Origin of the sequence: Hallerella succinigenes, from assembly GCF_002797675.1 — a bacterium.
Classification (GTDB): domain Bacteria; phylum Fibrobacterota; class Fibrobacteria; order Fibrobacterales; family Fibrobacteraceae; genus Hallerella; species Hallerella succinigenes.
Genome location: NZ_PGEX01000001.1, coordinates 3,027,919 through 3,045,344, shown reverse-complemented (window position 1 = coordinate 3,045,344; position 17,426 = coordinate 3,027,919). Strand labels below are relative to the sequence as shown.

Below are 17,426 nucleotides of genomic sequence, written 5' to 3'. Positions count from 1 at the left end.
TCCTTATGGAACGCTTTATCGTCGTAGATTATAACGCAGGCAACCTGACTTCGGTGCTGAATGCTTTTGAGCATATCGGTGCGAATGTGAAGGCTTCCCGCGATCCTTCTGAAATCGCTGAAGCAGACCGCCTTGTTTTTCCGGGTGTGGGCGCTGCTCGTTCGGCGATGGAAACTTTGGAAAAAACGGGCATTGGAAAGGCGATTGTCGAAGTCGTGAACAGAAAACGTCCCGTCCTCGGCATTTGCATCGGCTGCCAGATTATTCTGAATTCGAGTGAAGAAAATGGCGGCGTAGATACGCTCGGTTTGATCGATGGTAAGGCAGTTCGTTTTCAGAATGAAGCTGGCATCAAGATTCCGCACATGGGCTGGAACCAGGTGGAACTCTTGAAGTTGCATCCTTTGTTTGAAGGAATTCCGAACAACAGTGATTTTTACTTTGTTCATTCCTTCCATCCGGCGAAAATTCGCGAAGAAAACGCTCTCTCAAAAACGACTTACGGTTCGCAGACCTTCACTTCGGCTGTCTGCAAGGAAAACCTGGTCGCTACGCAGTTCCATTTGGAAAAGAGCGGTGACGTGGGACTTCGCGTTTTAAAAAACTTTAGCACCTGGAGCGGAAAATAATGCTGACCAAACGATTGATCATTTGCTTGGATGTCCGCAACCGCAAGGTGACAAAGGGCGTCAAGTTCAAGGGCAATATCGATGTGGGCGATCCCGTGGAACTCGGTGCGAAGTACAGTGCCGAAGGCGTGGACGAACTCGTTTTTTATGACATCACGGCCAGTGCGGAAAATCGTCCGTGTGATCTTGAAATGGTGAAGGACATTGCAAAGAATGTCTTTATCCCGTTCTCGGTCGGCGGTGGAATCCGTTCGTTGGACGACATGCATCAGGTGCTTCTCGCGGGTGCGGAAAAGGTGAGCGTGAATAGCCTTGCCGTTTTGCATCCTGAAATCATTGAACAGGGCGCCAAGGCTTTTGGTAACCAGTGCGTGGTGCTCGGCATGGACGCGAAGCGTGTGGGCGTTTCGGAAAAGATTCCTTCCGGCTACGAGATCTACATCAAGGGCGGTCGTGCAGCGTCGGGTCTTGATGCAGTCGAATGGGCGAAGAAGGCGGAATCCCTAGGCGCTGGCGAAATCTGTTTGAACGCGATGGATACCGATGGTGTCCGTGATGGTTACGAATTGGAAATTACAGATAAAGTTGCAAAGGCTGTGGGCATTCCGGTGATCGCTTCGGGTGGTGCAGGAAAGCCTTGCCACATTGCGGATCTTTTTGCGAAGACTTCCGCCGATGCCGCTCTTGTCGCAAGCATGGTACATTTCGGAGATTATACCGTAGCTCAGATCAAGGATGAGATGAGCAAGGCAAATATCCCGGTAAGGAAAATTGTGTAAATGAATCAGGACATCGCAGAATCCATTCTCGAAGCCGGCAAAAGTTATGGCGCAGATTACGTGGAAATCTTTGAGGAAGAAACGCGTTCTTCAACGCTTGCTCTCAAGGATCAGAAAATCGAAACCGCTTCGGCTGGTACGGAGTTTGGAATCGGCGTGCGCCTGTTGTACGGTACGGAAGTGCTGTACGCTTACACGAGCGATGAAAGCAAAGACGCGCTTTTGAATATGGTGAAGACCTTGGCTTTTGGACGTAACGGTTCCAGCTCGGGTCTTGTGAAGTACGTTCCGACACCTTGCAAGTTCGGTGTAAATTATCCGAATTTTATGGATCCGCGTGTTCTCGGCAACGGTTACAAGTTGGATTTTTTGCATGCGGCGGACGATAGTGCACGAAAGGTTTCCAATCGCATTTGCCAGGTCGTGGCAAGCATTACCGATTCATGTTCCCATGTGAACATCATCAGTTCGGGTGGCGTCAATGTGAGCGATTACCGTTGCCATACGCGCTTAGGCATTAACGTGACAGCAGGCACGGGTTCTGAAAAGATCGTTTCGCGCGAAGCGCCGGGTGCGCTTGCGGGTTATGAAGCGCTTGAAAAATTCAATGCGCCGGAACTTGCGAAGATGGCTGCGGAACGTTCGCTTCGCATGCTGGATGCCGGGCACATTTCGGGCGGTATCATGCCGGTCGTGATGGGGCCGGGCTTTGGCGGCGTGATCTTCCATGAAGCTGTGGGACATCCGCTTGAAACCGAAGCTATCCGTCACAAGGCAAGCCCGTTCTGTGGAAAGCTTGGACAGGTCGTGGCTCAGCCGTGCTTGACTGCAATCGATGACGGCACAATTCCCGGATCGTGGGGAAGTGTAGCTGTGGACGACGAAGGCATGAAGACGGAACGTACCGTTCTGATTGAAAACGGTGTCTTAAAAAATTATATGTCCGATATGGTCGGGGCTATGGAAGTGGGCTGCGCTCGTACAGGAAGTGCGCGTCGTGAGTCTTACAAGTACGCTCCGGTGAGCCGTATGCGAAATTCCTTTATCGCTCCGGGCAAGGATTCTTTTGATGACATGATCCACAGCGTGGAACATGGACTTTACGCCGCTAAAATGGCAGGCGGTTCTGTGAATCCGGCGACGGGTGAATTTAATTTTGCTGTCGAAGAAGGTTATGAAATTGACCATGGTAAAATCGGACGTCCGGTGCGCGGAGCAACGCTCATTGGAAAGGGCGATCAGGTTTTGCGTGGCATTTCCATGGTGGGAAGCGATCTTTCGATTGCGGCGGGAGTCTGTGGTGCATCTTCGGGTTCAGTCCCGGTGACCGTGGGGCAGCCGACGATCAAGGTCGATTCTATTCTTGTCGGAGGAAGATAACTGGTGCGTTTGACCGCTCTCTTCATCGCTTTATTTGCGTCGCTTCTGTGGTCGTTTGAAACCGTAGAAGATTCCAAGTCGCGTTTTGTCTTTCACGATTACATTGCGGAAACGACGCCGGTTGCCTGCGAAGAGGGCGATTTCCATTTGCTGCCCGAGAACGCCTTTTACAAGGAAGGTTCCGGAATGCCTTACCGTAGCTATCGTGTGGCGATTCCTGCGAACGTCAAGCCTTCGGTTTCGGTGAAGGACTCGATCCGCGTTCCATTTGGAAAGACTTGGTGCAACGCGGATTCATTAAAGAATGGAAGCGTGGAAGTTTCTAGCCCGAAACTCCGCGATGGAGTCTGGGTAGTGGACATTTGGGTGCCACTGCTCCAGGTTGCGGGCTCTTCTGTTTCGATCCGCAAAAATTTTAAGGTAAGCGTTTCTTTTGCGGGAACACCGCAGAATAAACATCCGGGCAAACGTCTGCTCACCCAGGTTTTGAATCCGAAGGGAGCCGCTTCCTTTGCTACTTCGACAAATACGGCCCGCGTTCTTCGCAAGGCGGCGTCTTCCGATCTTGCGAACATGACATGGCTTGCCCGAATTCTCGTTGGCGATAAGGATAATGGCACGACGGCAGAAGACGGACTTTATGCGGTTACCTACAAACAGTTCTACAACGCATGTAAGGAAATGGCTCGTGCTTCGGACTGCGAAGGAATTCCCGTGAAAAAGCTTCGCATGTATGGCGCTCCTCAGGATACAATGACCGATGTCATCTGGAGCTCGGCGGAAACCGTTCCGAACCGTCTCTTCGAAATTCCGCTGGATATTCGTGACAAGGATGGAACCTTTAACGAAGGCGATACGATTTTCTTCGTCGGCTACGGAACTTCCATGTGGAAGCGCTTTGATTTGGAAGATTCGACGGCGTCTTCGAAGATGCAGTATTACTACTCCTCTTCGCCGTACAGCTTCTATCAGTATTTCCAGCTCGGTTATACGTCGAGCGGTACAGGGTCTCGCGTTTCAACGCTCTCGTCGCCGACTTCTGGCTCGGATGTGGATGTTTTGCGTTATCTACGCGTTGAAAAGGACGCTCTTTTGCGCGACACCTATTTTGGCTACAACGGTTCTTGGGAAGAGGCTTCGGGCAAGGAATGGTTCTGGATTTGGAATGCGCCGACAGAAACAGTTCAAATCTCTTCTTCAACTTTTGCAAATTCTAGAACTTCGAGCCTTCCGCATTTGAACCCAAGCGGCACTAAGCTCGTGACGGTCTCCTATGTTCCGCATAGCTTTACGATGTCCATCATGCCTAAATTCACTTTTACGGTAAATGGGAAGGATTATTCGGAATATGCAAGACTCCCGATGGGGAACTTTGTAATTGAAGATGTCGCTCTGAAGTCCTCGGGGAATTCTTACTCGATGACCCTTTTGCCGAACGGTTCTGTCTATGATCGTTTCGACGGCTTTTCTGTTGCGTATTCCTGGAACCCTGCATTAGAAAATGATTCTGCTGAATGGATTTTACCGGGAAAGCGAAACGGACGCATTCGCATTCCGCTTTCGACGTCTTCGAATGTGCAAGTGATGAAGTTCCAGGACTTTGAACCGGTTGGAATTTTGCAAGTGAAGAACGGCTACTTCTATGACAGCCTTTCTGCGGGTGTCGATACACGTTACCTGGTGTACAGCACAAAGAATTTCCGTTCTCCGGCAAAGATCGAAGGCGTGCCAGCTCATATTTCGGGAACGCTCAGCGACATTTCTCGCATTTCTTCGAAGACCGAATACGTAATTATTGCCCCGGAAGCGTTCCAGATTCCGGCGGTGGAACTTGCAAAATTCCGTTCGGAAGGAAAGGCTTTCCGAAGCTACAACACGACCGTGGTTCTCGTGGAAGACATTTACCGCGCTTATTCAGGTGGTTCCATGGATCCGGTGGCCATTCGTAATTATTTGGCTTACGCACGAAGTGTTTGCCCAAATTTGACCTATGCAGTTCTTGCCGGCAACGGAAACTTTGACTACCGAGGAATGCATTCCGGATTTAAGACGAACTGGATGCCGCCTTTTGAGAAGGAAGATGCGGTTGTCGAAGACTTCTTTGCTGCGCTGGATTCGGGCGAAAGAGTTTTGCGCGGAGCTTATGATTTAGACCTTTACATTGGACGTCTTCCGCTTTCGAACGTAGCGGATTTCAACGCTTATAATGAAAAGATCCAAGAGCATGAACAAACCTCTTCTGCTGACAATTCTTTATGGCGCAACTCGATTGTCGTGACGGCAGACGATGCCTGGACGGGTTCTATGGTGGACGGCATTGATCATACGTCACCGGCGGAAGATCTTTCCCGCACCCTTTTGAATGCTTCGACAGAAGAAGGTTATCATCTCGACATTCACAAGATTTATCTGTTGAATTACAATTCGGATGCTGCAGGCCAAAAGCCGGAAGCGGCAAGCGATTTAATCAGTCGCATCAATCAGGGTTCGCTTTTTACCATTTATTTTGGACACGGTTCGATTTCGGACTGGGCTTTTGAAGGATTAATGAAACCATCGTATATTTCAAGCCTGGCTAATGAATCCCGTTATACGATTCTCGGATCTTTCTCCTGTACGGTTGGTCGCTTTGACATGGGTAATGAAACCTCGCTTTCCGAAACCTTTATCCAGGCTTCCAAACGCGGAGCAATCGCATCGATTGGCGCGACCCGTGAAACTTACGGTAGCTATAACCGTGTCTTTGCCAAGTCTGTCATGACAAATGCCTTTTTCCCGACGGGTGGAACTTTAGGCAGGGCCTATGCGCTTGCCAAGGGTTTGACTATCCAGACTTCCATAAAGCCGGAAAGCCAGCGTTACAATAATGCCCGTTACGCCCTTTTTGGCGAACCGGTCGTGCCGATGCCGAATGCTCAACTGAAGATCAAACTCGATCAGCAGGTGGATACGATTCGCGCTTTGGACAGCATGACTCTTTCTGGAACCGTTTCCGGAATTTCGGATGGAAAAATCCACTTTTCCATTTTGGAGCAGAGCTACGAAAAGATGTTGAGTCAGTCGCCTTCGGATCGTGATTCGGTTTCTGTACTTTACGACGGTTCCATGATTTTTAGCGAAGATGCCGAAGTCAAGGATGGAAAATTTTCACTCAACTTTATCACTCCACGCAAGATTTCTTTTGGCGATACGGCGGCGGAAATTCGCATTTGGGCAAATTCGAATTCTACATCGAGCATTGGACACGCTCTGGTTTCGGATATTGTGATTTCGGGAACTTCCGCTTATGCAGATTCTATTATTGCAAATGATACGACCGCTCCTTCGATTTCCATTCAGAGCTGTCTCTCTCCGGCTTCGGGAACTTCTTTTGCTGAAGGCGAAATGGTGACGATCGCTTCTCCGGCCTGTTTGCAGGTGACGATCGAAGATTCGACCGCGATTGACTTCCGTGAAGAAGCGGACGAGGGCATTTTGTTTGAAGTCATCGGCGAAACCGTTTCGACATCGCCGTTTCATCCGTGGCCGTATTCGGAACAGTCGAGCAAAAAGGCTGTGGCCCGCATGACCTTTGCCGAAAGCAAGTATCCGCCGGGACTTTACACGTTCCGTGTTTCTGCGATGGACATCGTCGGCAATGAAAGCTCTCGTTATTTGAGACTGAATATTACCGATGGACTTTCGGAAGGCCTTGCTAACGTCTTTACGGCTCCGAACCCGATGAAAAAGAAGGGAACGACCTTCTACTTCAAGGATCTCGCCGTGGGGCGTTCCGCCGATGTCACGATTTTCATTTACAATCAGAACGGTCGTTTGGTTCAGCGCATTGCCCACGCGGTTTCGGGCGTTACCACTTGGGACGGTCGAGACTTCTACGGACGTAAGCTTGCCAACGGTCTTTACCATTATATCGTCGTATCCAAGGTCCCTGCTACAGACGGGGCTGCGGCAAAGATGTTCCGCAAAAAACAGAAGCTTGTCATTTCGAGGTAATACGCATGGATTTAAGAAAAAAAGCATCGCCGGTTCAAATCTTGGGCGAAAGCCTTCTCCGCTTTCGACTGATTTTTTTAGTGATCTTTGCCGTTTTGTATGTAATCTTTGCAAGGGATTTTAGTTCTACTTTCGCCTATATCCTCGGAGCAGGGGAGTCTTTGGCTCAGACGATCGCTTCTTGGACAGACAAGGGCGTGGCCGAAGCGGATTATCCGTTCTTGATCGCGGTCGGTGCGCTTTTTGTGGTTCTTTTTGTGATGCGCCTTTGGCTCGGCAAAATCCGCAATGCGCTTTCATTCCTTTTTTCGACGCTCTTTATTTCTGCCCTCGCCCTTGCGCTGAACGAAGTGGAAGAAACGGTGGCCTATGTTTTCCTCGGCTTTTTGTTGCTGAGCATGATCCTTTTCTTTGTGGTGCGTGTGGCAAGCTTTAAGGCGCTTTTGCCCGTTTTGCTTGCGAGCTTCTTCTGGATTTCGATTTCCGCTGTGGTTGCGATTCCGTTCTTTGTGGGCGTTTCTTTTGTTGTATTCGCTTTGGCGGATATGCTTGCTGTGTCTTTAGATACGGGTGCGGAACTCAAGAAGGGAACGCCTGTTTCCGGTTCTCTCGTTTCGAGCTTTTGCAAAGCCTTTTTGCCGTCGGTGATTTCGACGGTTCTTCTTGGCGGGTTGAATGGCTATTTTTACCATTCCTGCATTCCGATCTGGATGGCGATTGCTTTCCCGGTGATTTCCCTTGCCTTGTTCTTGCTTGTGGAATTCCCGGTGATGAGCTTTGCCCCGATGAGCAAGATGCGTGCTGCTCACCGCTCGATGAAAGTTTAAGCCTTTATCTGAAAGTTTTAAAAAAAAGATTTGTACTTTCATCCATTATTATTCTAAATTGGAATATGGAGAAATAAAAATGAATCGTTACGACCTTGTCTTGCTCGGCCTGATTAAAGAACAGGAACGCAGTGGCTACGATATTATGACGGAAATCAAGAACCGCGAACTCGATCGCTGGGCTAAAATCAGTACGTCCACGATTTACAATCGTTTGACGCGTCTTGAAAAGAACGGCTCGATCGAAGGCCATGCGGAACGTGACGGCAACCGTCCGGAACGCACCGTCTACCGTATTCTTGACAAAGGCTCGGAACTCTTAAAGAAAGAAGTTTTGCGTCACCTGACCGGATTCAACGATGATCCGCGTACGCTGGGTTACGCGTTCCTTTACGCGGTCGATCCGATTGACACGATCCGCGTTCTCGAAGTTCACGAAAAGAAGCTTTTGGAAGAAATCTCTCGTCTGCAGAAGATGATAGACGAAGAACCGCGTCCGACCCTTTACCCGGAAGGACCGTTCCTCAACTGCATGAGCCGCGACCACATCATGGTAGAACTCAAGTACACCCGTGCTGCAATCTCGATTCTGCGCGACCCGCAAAAGAGCAAGAAGCTCGGCGGATACTTCTACATCAATTTCGGTTCTCGTGATTTCAACAAGAACAACTGATTTATTTCATTCACCATCCACGGAGATAAAATGACAGCAACGAAAAAGAAGCCGGCTGTGAAGGCAAAAGCCTCCAAAAAGTACGGCTATTTCGATGACGCTAATAAAGAATACGTGCTCACCACCCCGGCAACCCCGATTAAGTGGTGCAACTACGTTGGTACGCTTGATTTCGGCGGTATCGTCGATACGACTGGCGGAACCCTCGTCTGTAAGGGTGACCCGGCTTTGAATCGTATCACGAAGTACATTGCCCAGATGCCGAATGCCGACTTCAAGGCAAGCACTGTTTATATCCGCGTCAAGGACGGCAAGAGCTACAAGTTCTTCTCCCCGTTCTACGTTCCGACTCTCCAGAAGCTCGACAAGTGGGAATGCCACATCGGTCTTTCTTATAGTCGTTGGATCGCTGAAGCATTTGGTCTCCGCGTCCAGGTGACGATTTTCGTTCCGACCAAGTCCAATACTCTCCTCCAGGATATCCAGATTACAAATATCGCGGGCGGCGCTAAGGAAGTGGACGTGATCCCGGTTTATGAATTCAGCCACTTTGAAGCTGAAAAGCAGCTCACGAATGCTGACTGGGTTCCGCAGACCATGACCCTCAAGGCTCATCCGGAAAAGGATGGTCACCTCGTTCTCGAACAGTACGCTTACATGAAGCGCGACTACGCCGTGAACTATGTGACGGCAGACTGCAAGATTTCTAGCTTCGATGGAGACCGTCGCGTTTTCCTCGGTTGCAACGAAATGGGTTCTTGGCAGCACCCGCTTTCCTTGGATAACAAGGAACTCTCCAATAGCGAATGCGACCGTGGCGACAATATCGCCGCTCTCATGATCCACGCCGGCAAGATCGGTGCGAAGAAGACCTTCCGCACCTGCACCCAGCTCGGTCAGGAACAGAGCCTCAAGGTGGCTAACAAGGCTATCAAGAAGTATCGCGATTTGAAGAACGTCGACAAGGCTTTCGCCGAACTCGCCGCATTCTGGGACAAGTATCTCGAAACCATCCAGGTCAAGACTCCGGACGCTTCCTTCAACACGATGGTCAACGTGCACAACCCGCGTCAGTGCCACACCACCAAGAACTGGAGCCGCTACCTGTCGCTCTATCAGCTCGGTTATGGTACAAGCCGCGGTATCGGCTACCGTGACTCCACGCAGGACTTGATGGGCGTGATGAGCCACATGCCGGAAGAAGCTCTTGTCCTCACCAAGAATTTGATTTCCGTGCAGCGTCCGGAAGGTAACGCTATGCATCAGTACGCCCCGCTCGCTCTCGAAGAAGACACCGGTAGCGAAGCAAATGAAGGCGACTCTCGCGAAAAGGCAAATGCCGTCGACGCACAGGGCAATCACCTTTATGCAGACTGGTACGGCGATGACCATCTTTGGATCGTTCTTACGGTGGCTAGCTACCTCAAGGAAACCGGTAAGATGGAACTTCTCGACGAAGAAATTCCGTTCTACGAAAAGGGCAAGAAGCGTGCAGAACGTGAAAAGGGCACAATCCTTGAACACTTGAAGCGCGCTCTCAAGTTCACCCGAGAACACTTGGGTAAGCACAACCTTCCGCTCCTTGGATTCGCGGACTGGAACGACTGCATGAACCTCCCGCTCGGTGCAGAATCTACCTTCAACACGGCCCTCTATGCGAAGGCTTTGCTTGAAATGATGGACATCGAAGAACATCTCGGCGATACCAAGGCTGTTGAAATGTACAAGGGCTGGTACGAAGATGTGAAGAAGGCTTTCAACGAAAGCGCTTGGGACGGCAAGTGGTGGGTCCGCTGGTTCGACAAGGACGGCAACGCTTACGGTACGAACAAGGCCAAGTACGGCAAGATCTACTGCAACGGTCAGTCTTGGCCGGTGATCAGTGGCATTGCGACTGGCGCACATGCTGAACAGGGCATGGACAGCCTGAACAAGCTTCTCAATACCAAGTACGGTGTGAAGAGCTCCACTCCGGGCTACCGTGGTTTCGAACCGTCTGTCGGCGGTATCTCTACCTATCCTCCAGGAGCTAAGGAAAACGGCGGTATCTTCCTCCACACGAACCCGTGGGTGATGATTGCCGAAACGATTCTCGGTCGTGGCGATAACGCTTACAATTACTACTGCCAGATCAACCCGGCTGCGAAGAACGATATCCTCGATGTCTTCGAATCCGAACCGTACTGCTATCCGCAGAACATTCTCGGTGACGAACACAAGCAGTTCGGTATGGGCCGTAATGCATGGCTCTCCGGAACCTCTACCTGGACTTACCAGGCTGCAACGCAGTACATTCTCGGTATCCGTGCAAGCTACAACGGTCTCGTTGTGGATCCGTGCATTCCGACGAAGTGGAATGGCTTTGACGCTGTCCGTAAGTTCCGCGGTGCAACGTACGAAATCTCCGTGAAGAACCCGAAGCACGTTTCTAAGGGCGTGGCTCAGATGATCGTCGACGGTCAGGAAATCGATTCCAACGTCGCTCCGATTTTCACTAAGGGTACTCATAAGGTCGAAGTCATCCTCGGCTAATTTGTACGAAGTTCAACAAAGAAAGCACAAGCGTTTGCCTGTGCTTTCTTTGTTTTTTCAAAGAACGAAACTTGTTTGTAGTGTGCAGGTTAAAATTTCTATCTTTGACGCATGCAATTTTTGAAGTATGCGATCATCTTCTGTTTAGTTTGTGCTCATTCCATTTTTGCAACAGAAACGGAGAAGGGCGGCGGGATTCTCGGAGATCTTTTCTCGGTCGAAACAGATGAAGCTATTTATCGCAAAAATATTTTTGCGGGTGCAACGCTCTTTTTACTGCAAGGCAATACTGATGAAGAAACGCTGAACATTCTGATTGGCGATGTGTACGAAGCAGAAGGTTACACTTTTACAGCCAAGGTCTTTGGCGGTTACTTTGTTAAGAATGCGATGGCGGTAGGAGCTCGTGCTGGGTATTCCCGCACGAAACTTGATATTGACTATTCGATTTTAAAAGATCTAGCGGACATTGCCGAACATCGGCAGTATGTGAAGAATGCTTTCTTCATTCAGCCATTACTGAAGAATTATCTGAAAGTCTTTGATTCCAAGAATCTATACTTCTTCAATGAAACATCGGTTTCGGTGGAATATGCCTATGGAATTTCGCAAGCAGATGACGGAGAAGATCTTTCCAAAACACGAATCCGCGGCTGGACTTTTGAATTCGGCATCAATCCAGGCTTAAGCATTATGGTGCTCCGCAACATGGCGTTCGAAACTTCGGTCGGTCTTTTAGGACTGAGCTCCACCGTTATGGAAATCGAAGAAAACGGGGAAACGCGAAGCGAATTTACTTACAACATTGTGAACTTTACGATTAATCTTTTGGCGCTGAATTTTTCTTTGGTCACATTCTTCTAAGAGGATGCTTGGATGAAGAATTTTTGCATTTGGATTCTTGCTTGCCTCGTCTTGATGTTGGTTGCTTGCGAAGAGGATTCGACGGGACCGAAGACGATGGCTCCAAATCTTGGGACGCTTGAGCTTTCCGGTTGGACCGTAGAATCGAAGGATGAAGATTCCCATACGATTTCTATCTCTCCTTTGAAAAAATGGCTGGATTCCATTGTCATCGATTCGGTGGAAGCTCTTGGCGATGCAAAACTTTACTTGGCCGCAGATGATGATCTTTATGACCCAGAATTGGGGAAGGAACTTGTTTCGGGTACGGTGATTTCGACGGTGGATACCTCGGAATTTTCGATTATCGTATTGGATAAAAAGAATCGCATTGTGGTTGTTTGGCTGGTCTCGTGGGATTCCCCGAGTGTCATTGCGAGTTCTTCTTCGAATGCCATTGCGAGCGAAGCGAGTCAATCCAGTTCGAGCGAGATGGCTTTATCCTCTTCGAGTGCTCGCAAAGACAGCTCTTCGTCAAGCTCGCGGCAATCGAGTTCGAGCGAGACGGTTTTGTCCTCTTCGAGTTCTCACAAAGACAGCTCTTCGTCAAGCTCGCAGCAATCGAGTTCGAGCGAGACGGTTTTGTCCTCTTCGTGTGCTCGCAAAGACAGCTCTTCGTCAAGCTCGTGGCAATCGAGTTCGAGCGAGACGGCTCAACTGACCCTTGCAGATTTGCAGCCGATTGTGAATGGAGATACGCTTAAAAATGCGGTGACAGTAAACGGCGACAAAATTCTGATTAACGTCCCATATTCTTCGTCGCTGGGGAACGCACTTTCTCAAGTGCGGTTTGTGGGAATGGATTCTGTATTGGATCTTCGCACGGCGAAAACATTGAACTTGCTTTCTGCGGATTCTCTTTGGACGGCTTATCGTGTAATCGCCGGGGTACAAGTTCTAGGCTCTGATTTTACAAAACGGGAAGATGCTTTCTTTGCAACGACGAGCGATGCCATGGCGACGGAAGGCTCTGTACAGGTCGTGGCGAATTACACCTTTACGGCAACAGCGAATTTAGTCGAAAACGGCGAATCCATTTCGCTTTCGTCGGAAATCGTTTCTTGTGCATGGGCAGGTATCTTGGGCGCGAAGAAGCTCGCAACGGGCATCTACTTTGCCGGTACTTATGCGGGCCAAAATGCGATGAATATCTACGACGTGAATTATACAAGCGGAACGCCTTCGACAGACCTTTCGGACATCTCTTCGCAGATGACGTTTGGACGTGAATTTACAGCACGTCCCTCTGCATTTGAACTGACTTATTCTTACGTTCACGTTGCGAATTCGAATTCAAGCTATCCTCAAAAAGCGCTTGCTTATGTTATCTTGGTCAGCAAGGATTCGAAGGCGGTTGCAATCGGCGCATTCACGTTGGATGCTTCCGCAGAAGGGACATCCACAACGGAACTTTCTTATGGAGCAGACCCGGATGCAGTTCTTTCCGCAGGGTACGTAGGAACTTCGGATTTGACTCTCGGCACGGGCAGAGAAGACGTTGCCTCGATCCGCGTTGTTTTTGCTTCTTCCGCTTATGCGCATGTTGTCGCCGGTGGAACAACTGTTATGAACGATCCGGCGATTGAATATCGCGGTGGCGAAGGCTCAACCCTCACTTTGGAAAATTGGAAGCTGATTTACGAATGATGAATTTATTGCGCACTTTTGTATTTCTTTTTTTCGCCTTGATTTTCGCAGCTTGCTCTGCGGACATGGATACCTTTGGCTCATCGGATTATCATGTGCTGAAAGAAATTCATTTTGAAGAAGAAGCGGGCAAACCATCGATTTACGCTTCGGAACACAAGATTGTGGTGACAACAATCGATGTTCCCGATTCGATGGACACTTGGGATTCGGTGACGATTTCGGATATCGATATGAGTCATTTTGCGAGTCTTCATCTGGTTGATTCCAAATTCAAATCGTTTCCAACCGATTCGGCGGAGTTGGATTCGCTTGCGAGAGAAGTTTCCTATGTGGAAAAGGAGTTAAAAGAAGGCAGTAAAATTCGGATACCTTCGAGCCATTTGGTGTACATCGTGATTCTTTCGGAAAGCGGTAAACCCGCGATTTGGCAGATTGAATTTTCCATTCCGGACGTTGTCGCAGAACCCAGTTCGAGTGCTGAAGAAGGATATTCGAGTTCTTCTGCGGAAGAGGTTTATAGTTCGAGTTCGGCGAACTTGAATTCGGATGTTTCGCTTTCGCTTGAATTTGCGGATGCTTTGGGTGTGCAAGTTTCGGGAGATTCCATTCTTGTAGAATTTCCGCAGGGAACCGATCTTTCGAAAGTCAAACTGGATACGGCGATTATTTTCCGCAAATCGAGCCTTTCTCCTGCACCAAGTTCCGTGACGGATTGGTCCAAGGCTCAGTCGTTTACCGTGACCGCAGAAGATGGCACCGAAAAAACGTGGACGGTGATCGCTTACACGACACAAAGTTCTGCGACGGATTTGCAGATGGCCTTTCAAGATCAGTTTAAGGTCAATCGCTCCGGTGATACCATTTCTGTTAAACTCGTTTACGGATCGCTTGTGACCGATGCGGTTCTTGATTCCTTCCGCATTCCGGCAGGTGCTTCGATTTCGCCGAATCCGGATTCCGTTAAAACTTGGGACGCTTCTCAGGCTTTTACGGTGACTGCGGAAGATGGCACTGTAAGGACGTGGACCGTTCTTCTTTCGATTGCCGCGGAAGATGAAACCGTTTCTAGCGACAAGGAACTCCTTTCGATTTCTGCAGAAAAGGAAATTTCGGCAGCTACCGTGGATACTTCTAAAAAGACCGTGGTACTGCACCTCGCGACGGCAAGCGCTCTTTCGTCCGTAACCGTAACTCTGGAAATTTCAAAAACGGCTTCGCATAACTTGCAAACGACGGCGCTGGATTTGCGTACCGAACAAACGTTCACCATTACCGCGGAAGACGCAAGCTTTGAAACGTGGACGATTTCTGCGGACTATCCAAAGTCTTCAGCGGCGGTCATTTTGAGTTTTACCACGGATGATTTTACATCGCAAGTTTCCATTTCCACTGCAGCAAAAACCATCGATGTAAAAATCCCCGCGGCCCAGGCAATCCAATTGGAAAAGGTTTATTTCAGCGCGACCTATTCCGACGGCGCAAAAAAGACAAGTCCCATGACAGATTATCTGGATCTTTCCGACGGCTCAGCAGAAATCATTGTGACCGCAGAAGACGGTTCAACCGTCATTTGGACCGTGTTTGTAACCGTATCCACTTCGGCTCCTCAGATTACGGCTATGTCGATCGGTTCCGGAAAAGTTTCTGGCATCATCGACCAGTCTGCCGGAACGATCTTCTTTAATATGACTTATACGGAGGATTTGGATCTGCGTAAGCTGACGGTGCAATCGCTTTCGCTTTCGGATGGCGCTTCGACAAGGGATTTGGAAGAAGGCTCCGCTTATGACTTCGCCAAAAAGAAAACGGTTACCGTTTCAAACTCGGCAGGCGATTCTAAAACTTATACGATTCAAGCGGGCTATCAATACCCGAACAGCGATTTCAATACGTGGACAGATGACGCATTCGGAAATCGCAATGACATCGAATATTGGGATAACGGAAACAACAGCGCGCTGGCTTCCACCAAAACGCTCACCACGAGTGCGGAAAACGAAACCGTCATTAAAATGGAATCCAAGTCCGCTAAAATCCTAGGCATCGGACGCTTTGCCGCTGGCAATATGCTGATCGCCTACTTTAACCCGAAGAATGTGACCACCTTTGCGATGACTGGTTACGACGACGGAAATGAGCTTATCGACTTTGGAAGACCTTTCTACGGACGCCCCCAATATGTGGAATTCGATGTTCAATATAAAGGATTAGGCGATTCCTGCGACTTGTATCTTTTGCTTGAAAATCGTACCGCAACCGAGAACAATGGCAAAAACCAATTCCGCAAATCCAGCGATGTGAATACTCTTGTTGCCAGTGCTTGGTACCGCGCCACGACCGTCGAATCGACCGAAGACCCGGATGTCGTTTCGATTACCGACGCAGAACGCTCTGGCTACAAAACGATCCGATTAAAGTTGCAATATGGCAAACCGAATTCCGCATCGCCGATTTATAATTCGAGCGTTTTCGCAACTTCGCTCAAAAATTCCGAAGGCATCGACAATCATTTGGTGGAAACCGATTCCCCGGATGATTTTGATGTGACGCATATTCGTGTGGTGGTCGCTTCGAGTGCGCTGGGAAATGTGTACGAAGGCTCTGTCGGCGCAACGCTTTATTGCGACGCCATGCGTTTGATTTACGAATAACTTTTTGAGGTTTAGAAGGATTCCGCGCGGAACTTTTCACGGCATTCGCGGAGTTCTTCTACGACCGTGTATGGCATCTTCATGCAGTTTGGGCCATAGGGGCTGTTTTCGGTGTGAAAATCCGAACCGCCCGTGCCAAGCAAGCTGTAACGCTCGGCGATCTCTCGGTAACGCCTTCCGACTGCGCCTTTTTGTGCCGGCGAGTAGGTTTCAATCCCTTTGAGGCCTACTTCGACAAGGTCTGGAATCAGGTTATCGACATTGGACTTGTATGGGTGGGCGAGGACCGCAATGCCACCTGCATTTTCAATCAAACGGATTGTCTGTTGCGGATTCAGACCGCGTTTTTCGACAAAGGCTGGAGCTCCGTCTGCGAGGTACTTGTTAAATGCCTCGCCAAAATTCGAAACGTATTCTTCGTCGACCAAAGCCATGGCGATATGCGGACGTCCAACGACTTTACCTTTGCAGTAGGTCATTACCTTTTCAAAGCTCAAATTGACGCCGAGCGACGAAAGTTTTTTGAGAATTGCCTTGGCGCGAGAAATTCGCTGTTTCGCGCTTTCTTCCAGTTCCATGTTCATGGCGAGGTTCGTCGGGTCGCAGAAATAGCCGAGAATGTGAACGTCACGTCCTTGCCACACGGCAGAAACTTCGATTCCTGGAATGATTTCAATTCCGAGTTCGTCGGCATAAGGCTTTGTCGCGGAGTAAGAGGCGAGCGTGTCGTGATCGGTCACTGAAATACAGCGGAGACCCTTTCTTTTGGAAAGTTTGACCACTTCTAGCGGAGTGAGCGAGCCGTCGGAAAGGTTCGTGTGGAGGTGCAGGTCTGCAAATCCGATTTTTTGCTTGAGAGCATCGGTCATTTCACAGCCCCTTCAAAGATCGCCGTCAGAGCTTCGATGCGTTTGGAAACCTCGCCTTCCGAAACAAGGCTCAAATTGAGCAGAGGGTAAAGGCTTTCACAGTCGAAACCGAATCGGTATGTTGCACCGCAGGTCTTGCAGAGATAGAGCATCTGGAAAAGCGTCTGGTCTTGCAAGTCGAAGGTCGCTGTAATCTGGCGCGCCTTCAAAACTTCTTCGATCTTTTGGAATTCCTGTTCTCCGTATCGACAGCCCAAGGTCGAGTAATAAAGCACTTCCTGCTTTATCTGGTTCGTCTGCAATAGATTTTCCAGCTTGCTGTTCACAAGGAGCAGTACACCGTGCTTTTGAATGCGATAGAGCTTTTGCAAGAACGGCAGATAGGCGTTTACGGATTCCGTATCTTCCGGAAGAAGGAACAGAACGGTCTGCTTTTCCGAAAGCTTCATCGGATATTCAAAGGCGACAGAGAAGTCGCCAGCCTGCTTAATGAACCAACGCAAAAGCGATTCCTTCGACGCAAACTTTTTCAAGCTGTAT

The 17,426-nt window shown here is 49.3% G+C and carries 12 protein-coding genes; 10 read left to right on the top strand and 2 right to left on the bottom strand.

The features are described 5' to 3' along the window. Positions 1–5: 5 nt before the first annotated feature. From hisH to BGX16_RS14025, 10 genes are all read left to right on the top strand, one after another. The gene (hisH, locus tag BGX16_RS14070) at positions 6–629 is read left to right on the top strand and encodes an imidazole glycerol phosphate synthase subunit HisH (RefSeq protein WP_100426626.1); all 624 of its coding nucleotides are present in this window, start codon (positions 6–8) and stop codon (positions 627–629) included. Then, positions 629–1,408 carry an imidazole glycerol phosphate synthase subunit HisF gene (hisF, locus tag BGX16_RS14065; RefSeq protein WP_100426625.1) on the top strand — a complete coding sequence of 260 codons (780 nt, stop codon included), beginning with the start codon at positions 629–631 and terminating at the stop codon, positions 1,406–1,408. The genes hisH and hisF overlap by 1 nt, the downstream gene beginning before the upstream one ends. Further along, a complete protein-coding gene (locus tag BGX16_RS14060) occupies positions 1,409–2,788 on the top strand; it encodes a TldD/PmbA family protein (protein ID WP_100426624.1) in 1,380 nt (459 codons plus the stop codon). Positions 2,789–2,791: 3 nt separating this feature from the next. Next, on the top strand, positions 2,792–6,781 hold the full coding sequence (locus BGX16_RS14055) for a C25 family cysteine peptidase (RefSeq protein WP_100426623.1): 3,990 nt from the start codon (positions 2,792–2,794) through the stop codon (positions 6,779–6,781). A gap of 5 nt (positions 6,782–6,786) precedes the next feature. After that, positions 6,787–7,608 (top strand): hypothetical protein, encoded by an 822-nt coding sequence (locus BGX16_RS14050; protein WP_100426622.1) that lies wholly within the window; start codon positions 6,787–6,789, stop codon positions 7,606–7,608. 79 nt (positions 7,609–7,687) lie between these two features. Further along, positions 7,688–8,281 carry a PadR family transcriptional regulator gene (locus BGX16_RS14045; protein ID WP_100426621.1) on the top strand — a complete coding sequence of 198 codons (594 nt, stop codon included), beginning with the start codon at positions 7,688–7,690 and terminating at the stop codon, positions 8,279–8,281. A gap of 30 nt (positions 8,282–8,311) precedes the next feature. After that, positions 8,312–10,813, top strand: a complete 2,502-nt coding sequence (locus tag BGX16_RS14040) for a glycoside hydrolase family 94 protein (RefSeq protein ID WP_100426620.1) — start codon at positions 8,312–8,314, stop codon at positions 10,811–10,813. 111 nt (positions 10,814–10,924) lie between these two features. After that, positions 10,925–11,677 carry a hypothetical protein gene (locus BGX16_RS14035; RefSeq protein ID WP_100426619.1) on the top strand — a complete coding sequence of 251 codons (753 nt, stop codon included), beginning with the start codon at positions 10,925–10,927 and terminating at the stop codon, positions 11,675–11,677. A 12-nt stretch (positions 11,678–11,689) separates the two neighbouring features. Next, a complete protein-coding gene (locus BGX16_RS14030; protein WP_100426618.1) occupies positions 11,690–13,363 on the top strand; it encodes a hypothetical protein in 1,674 nt (557 codons plus the stop codon). 65 nt (positions 13,364–13,428) lie between these two features. Beyond that, positions 13,429–16,017 carry a PCMD domain-containing protein gene (locus BGX16_RS14025; protein ID WP_198514934.1) on the top strand — a complete coding sequence of 863 codons (2,589 nt, stop codon included), beginning with the start codon at positions 13,429–13,431 and terminating at the stop codon, positions 16,015–16,017. A gap of 11 nt (positions 16,018–16,028) precedes the next feature. On the opposite strand, the gene BGX16_RS14020 is transcribed toward BGX16_RS14025, so the two are convergent. Both BGX16_RS14020 and BGX16_RS14015 read right to left on the bottom strand, forming a co-directional pair. Continuing rightward, positions 16,029–16,886, bottom strand: a complete 858-nt coding sequence (locus BGX16_RS14020; RefSeq protein ID WP_100426616.1) for a PHP domain-containing protein — start codon at positions 16,884–16,886, stop codon at positions 16,029–16,031. Next, on the bottom strand, positions 16,883–17,419 hold the full coding sequence (locus tag BGX16_RS14015) for a hypothetical protein (protein WP_100426615.1): 537 nt from the start codon (positions 17,417–17,419) through the stop codon (positions 16,883–16,885). The genes BGX16_RS14020 and BGX16_RS14015 overlap by 4 nt, the downstream gene beginning before the upstream one ends. Between the last annotated feature and the right edge of the window lie 7 nt (positions 17,420–17,426).

Excerpts from the sequence above, each read along its gene's own strand:
- hisF (WP_100426625.1), top strand. The coding sequence starts at position 629 with ATGCTGACCAAACGATTGATCATTTGCTTGGATGTCCGCAACCGCAAG.
- BGX16_RS14030 (WP_100426618.1), top strand. The coding sequence starts at position 11,690 with ATGAAGAATTTTTGCATTTGGATTCTTGCTTGCCTCGTCTTGATGTTG.
- hisH (WP_100426626.1), top strand. The coding sequence starts at position 6 with ATGGAACGCTTTATCGTCGTAGATTATAACGCAGGCAACCTGACTTCG.
- BGX16_RS14060 (WP_100426624.1), top strand. The coding sequence starts at position 1,409 with ATGAATCAGGACATCGCAGAATCCATTCTCGAAGCCGGCAAAAGTTAT.
- BGX16_RS14050 (WP_100426622.1), top strand. The coding sequence starts at position 6,787 with ATGGATTTAAGAAAAAAAGCATCGCCGGTTCAAATCTTGGGCGAAAGC.
- BGX16_RS14045 (WP_100426621.1), top strand. The coding sequence starts at position 7,688 with ATGAATCGTTACGACCTTGTCTTGCTCGGCCTGATTAAAGAACAGGAA.
- BGX16_RS14020 (WP_100426616.1), bottom strand. The coding sequence starts at position 16,886 with ATGACCGATGCTCTCAAGCAAAAAATCGGATTTGCAGACCTGCACCTC.
- BGX16_RS14025 (WP_198514934.1), top strand. The coding sequence starts at position 13,429 with ATGGATACCTTTGGCTCATCGGATTATCATGTGCTGAAAGAAATTCAT.
- BGX16_RS14035 (WP_100426619.1), top strand. The coding sequence starts at position 10,925 with ATGCAATTTTTGAAGTATGCGATCATCTTCTGTTTAGTTTGTGCTCAT.
- BGX16_RS14040 (WP_100426620.1), top strand. The coding sequence starts at position 8,312 with ATGACAGCAACGAAAAAGAAGCCGGCTGTGAAGGCAAAAGCCTCCAAA.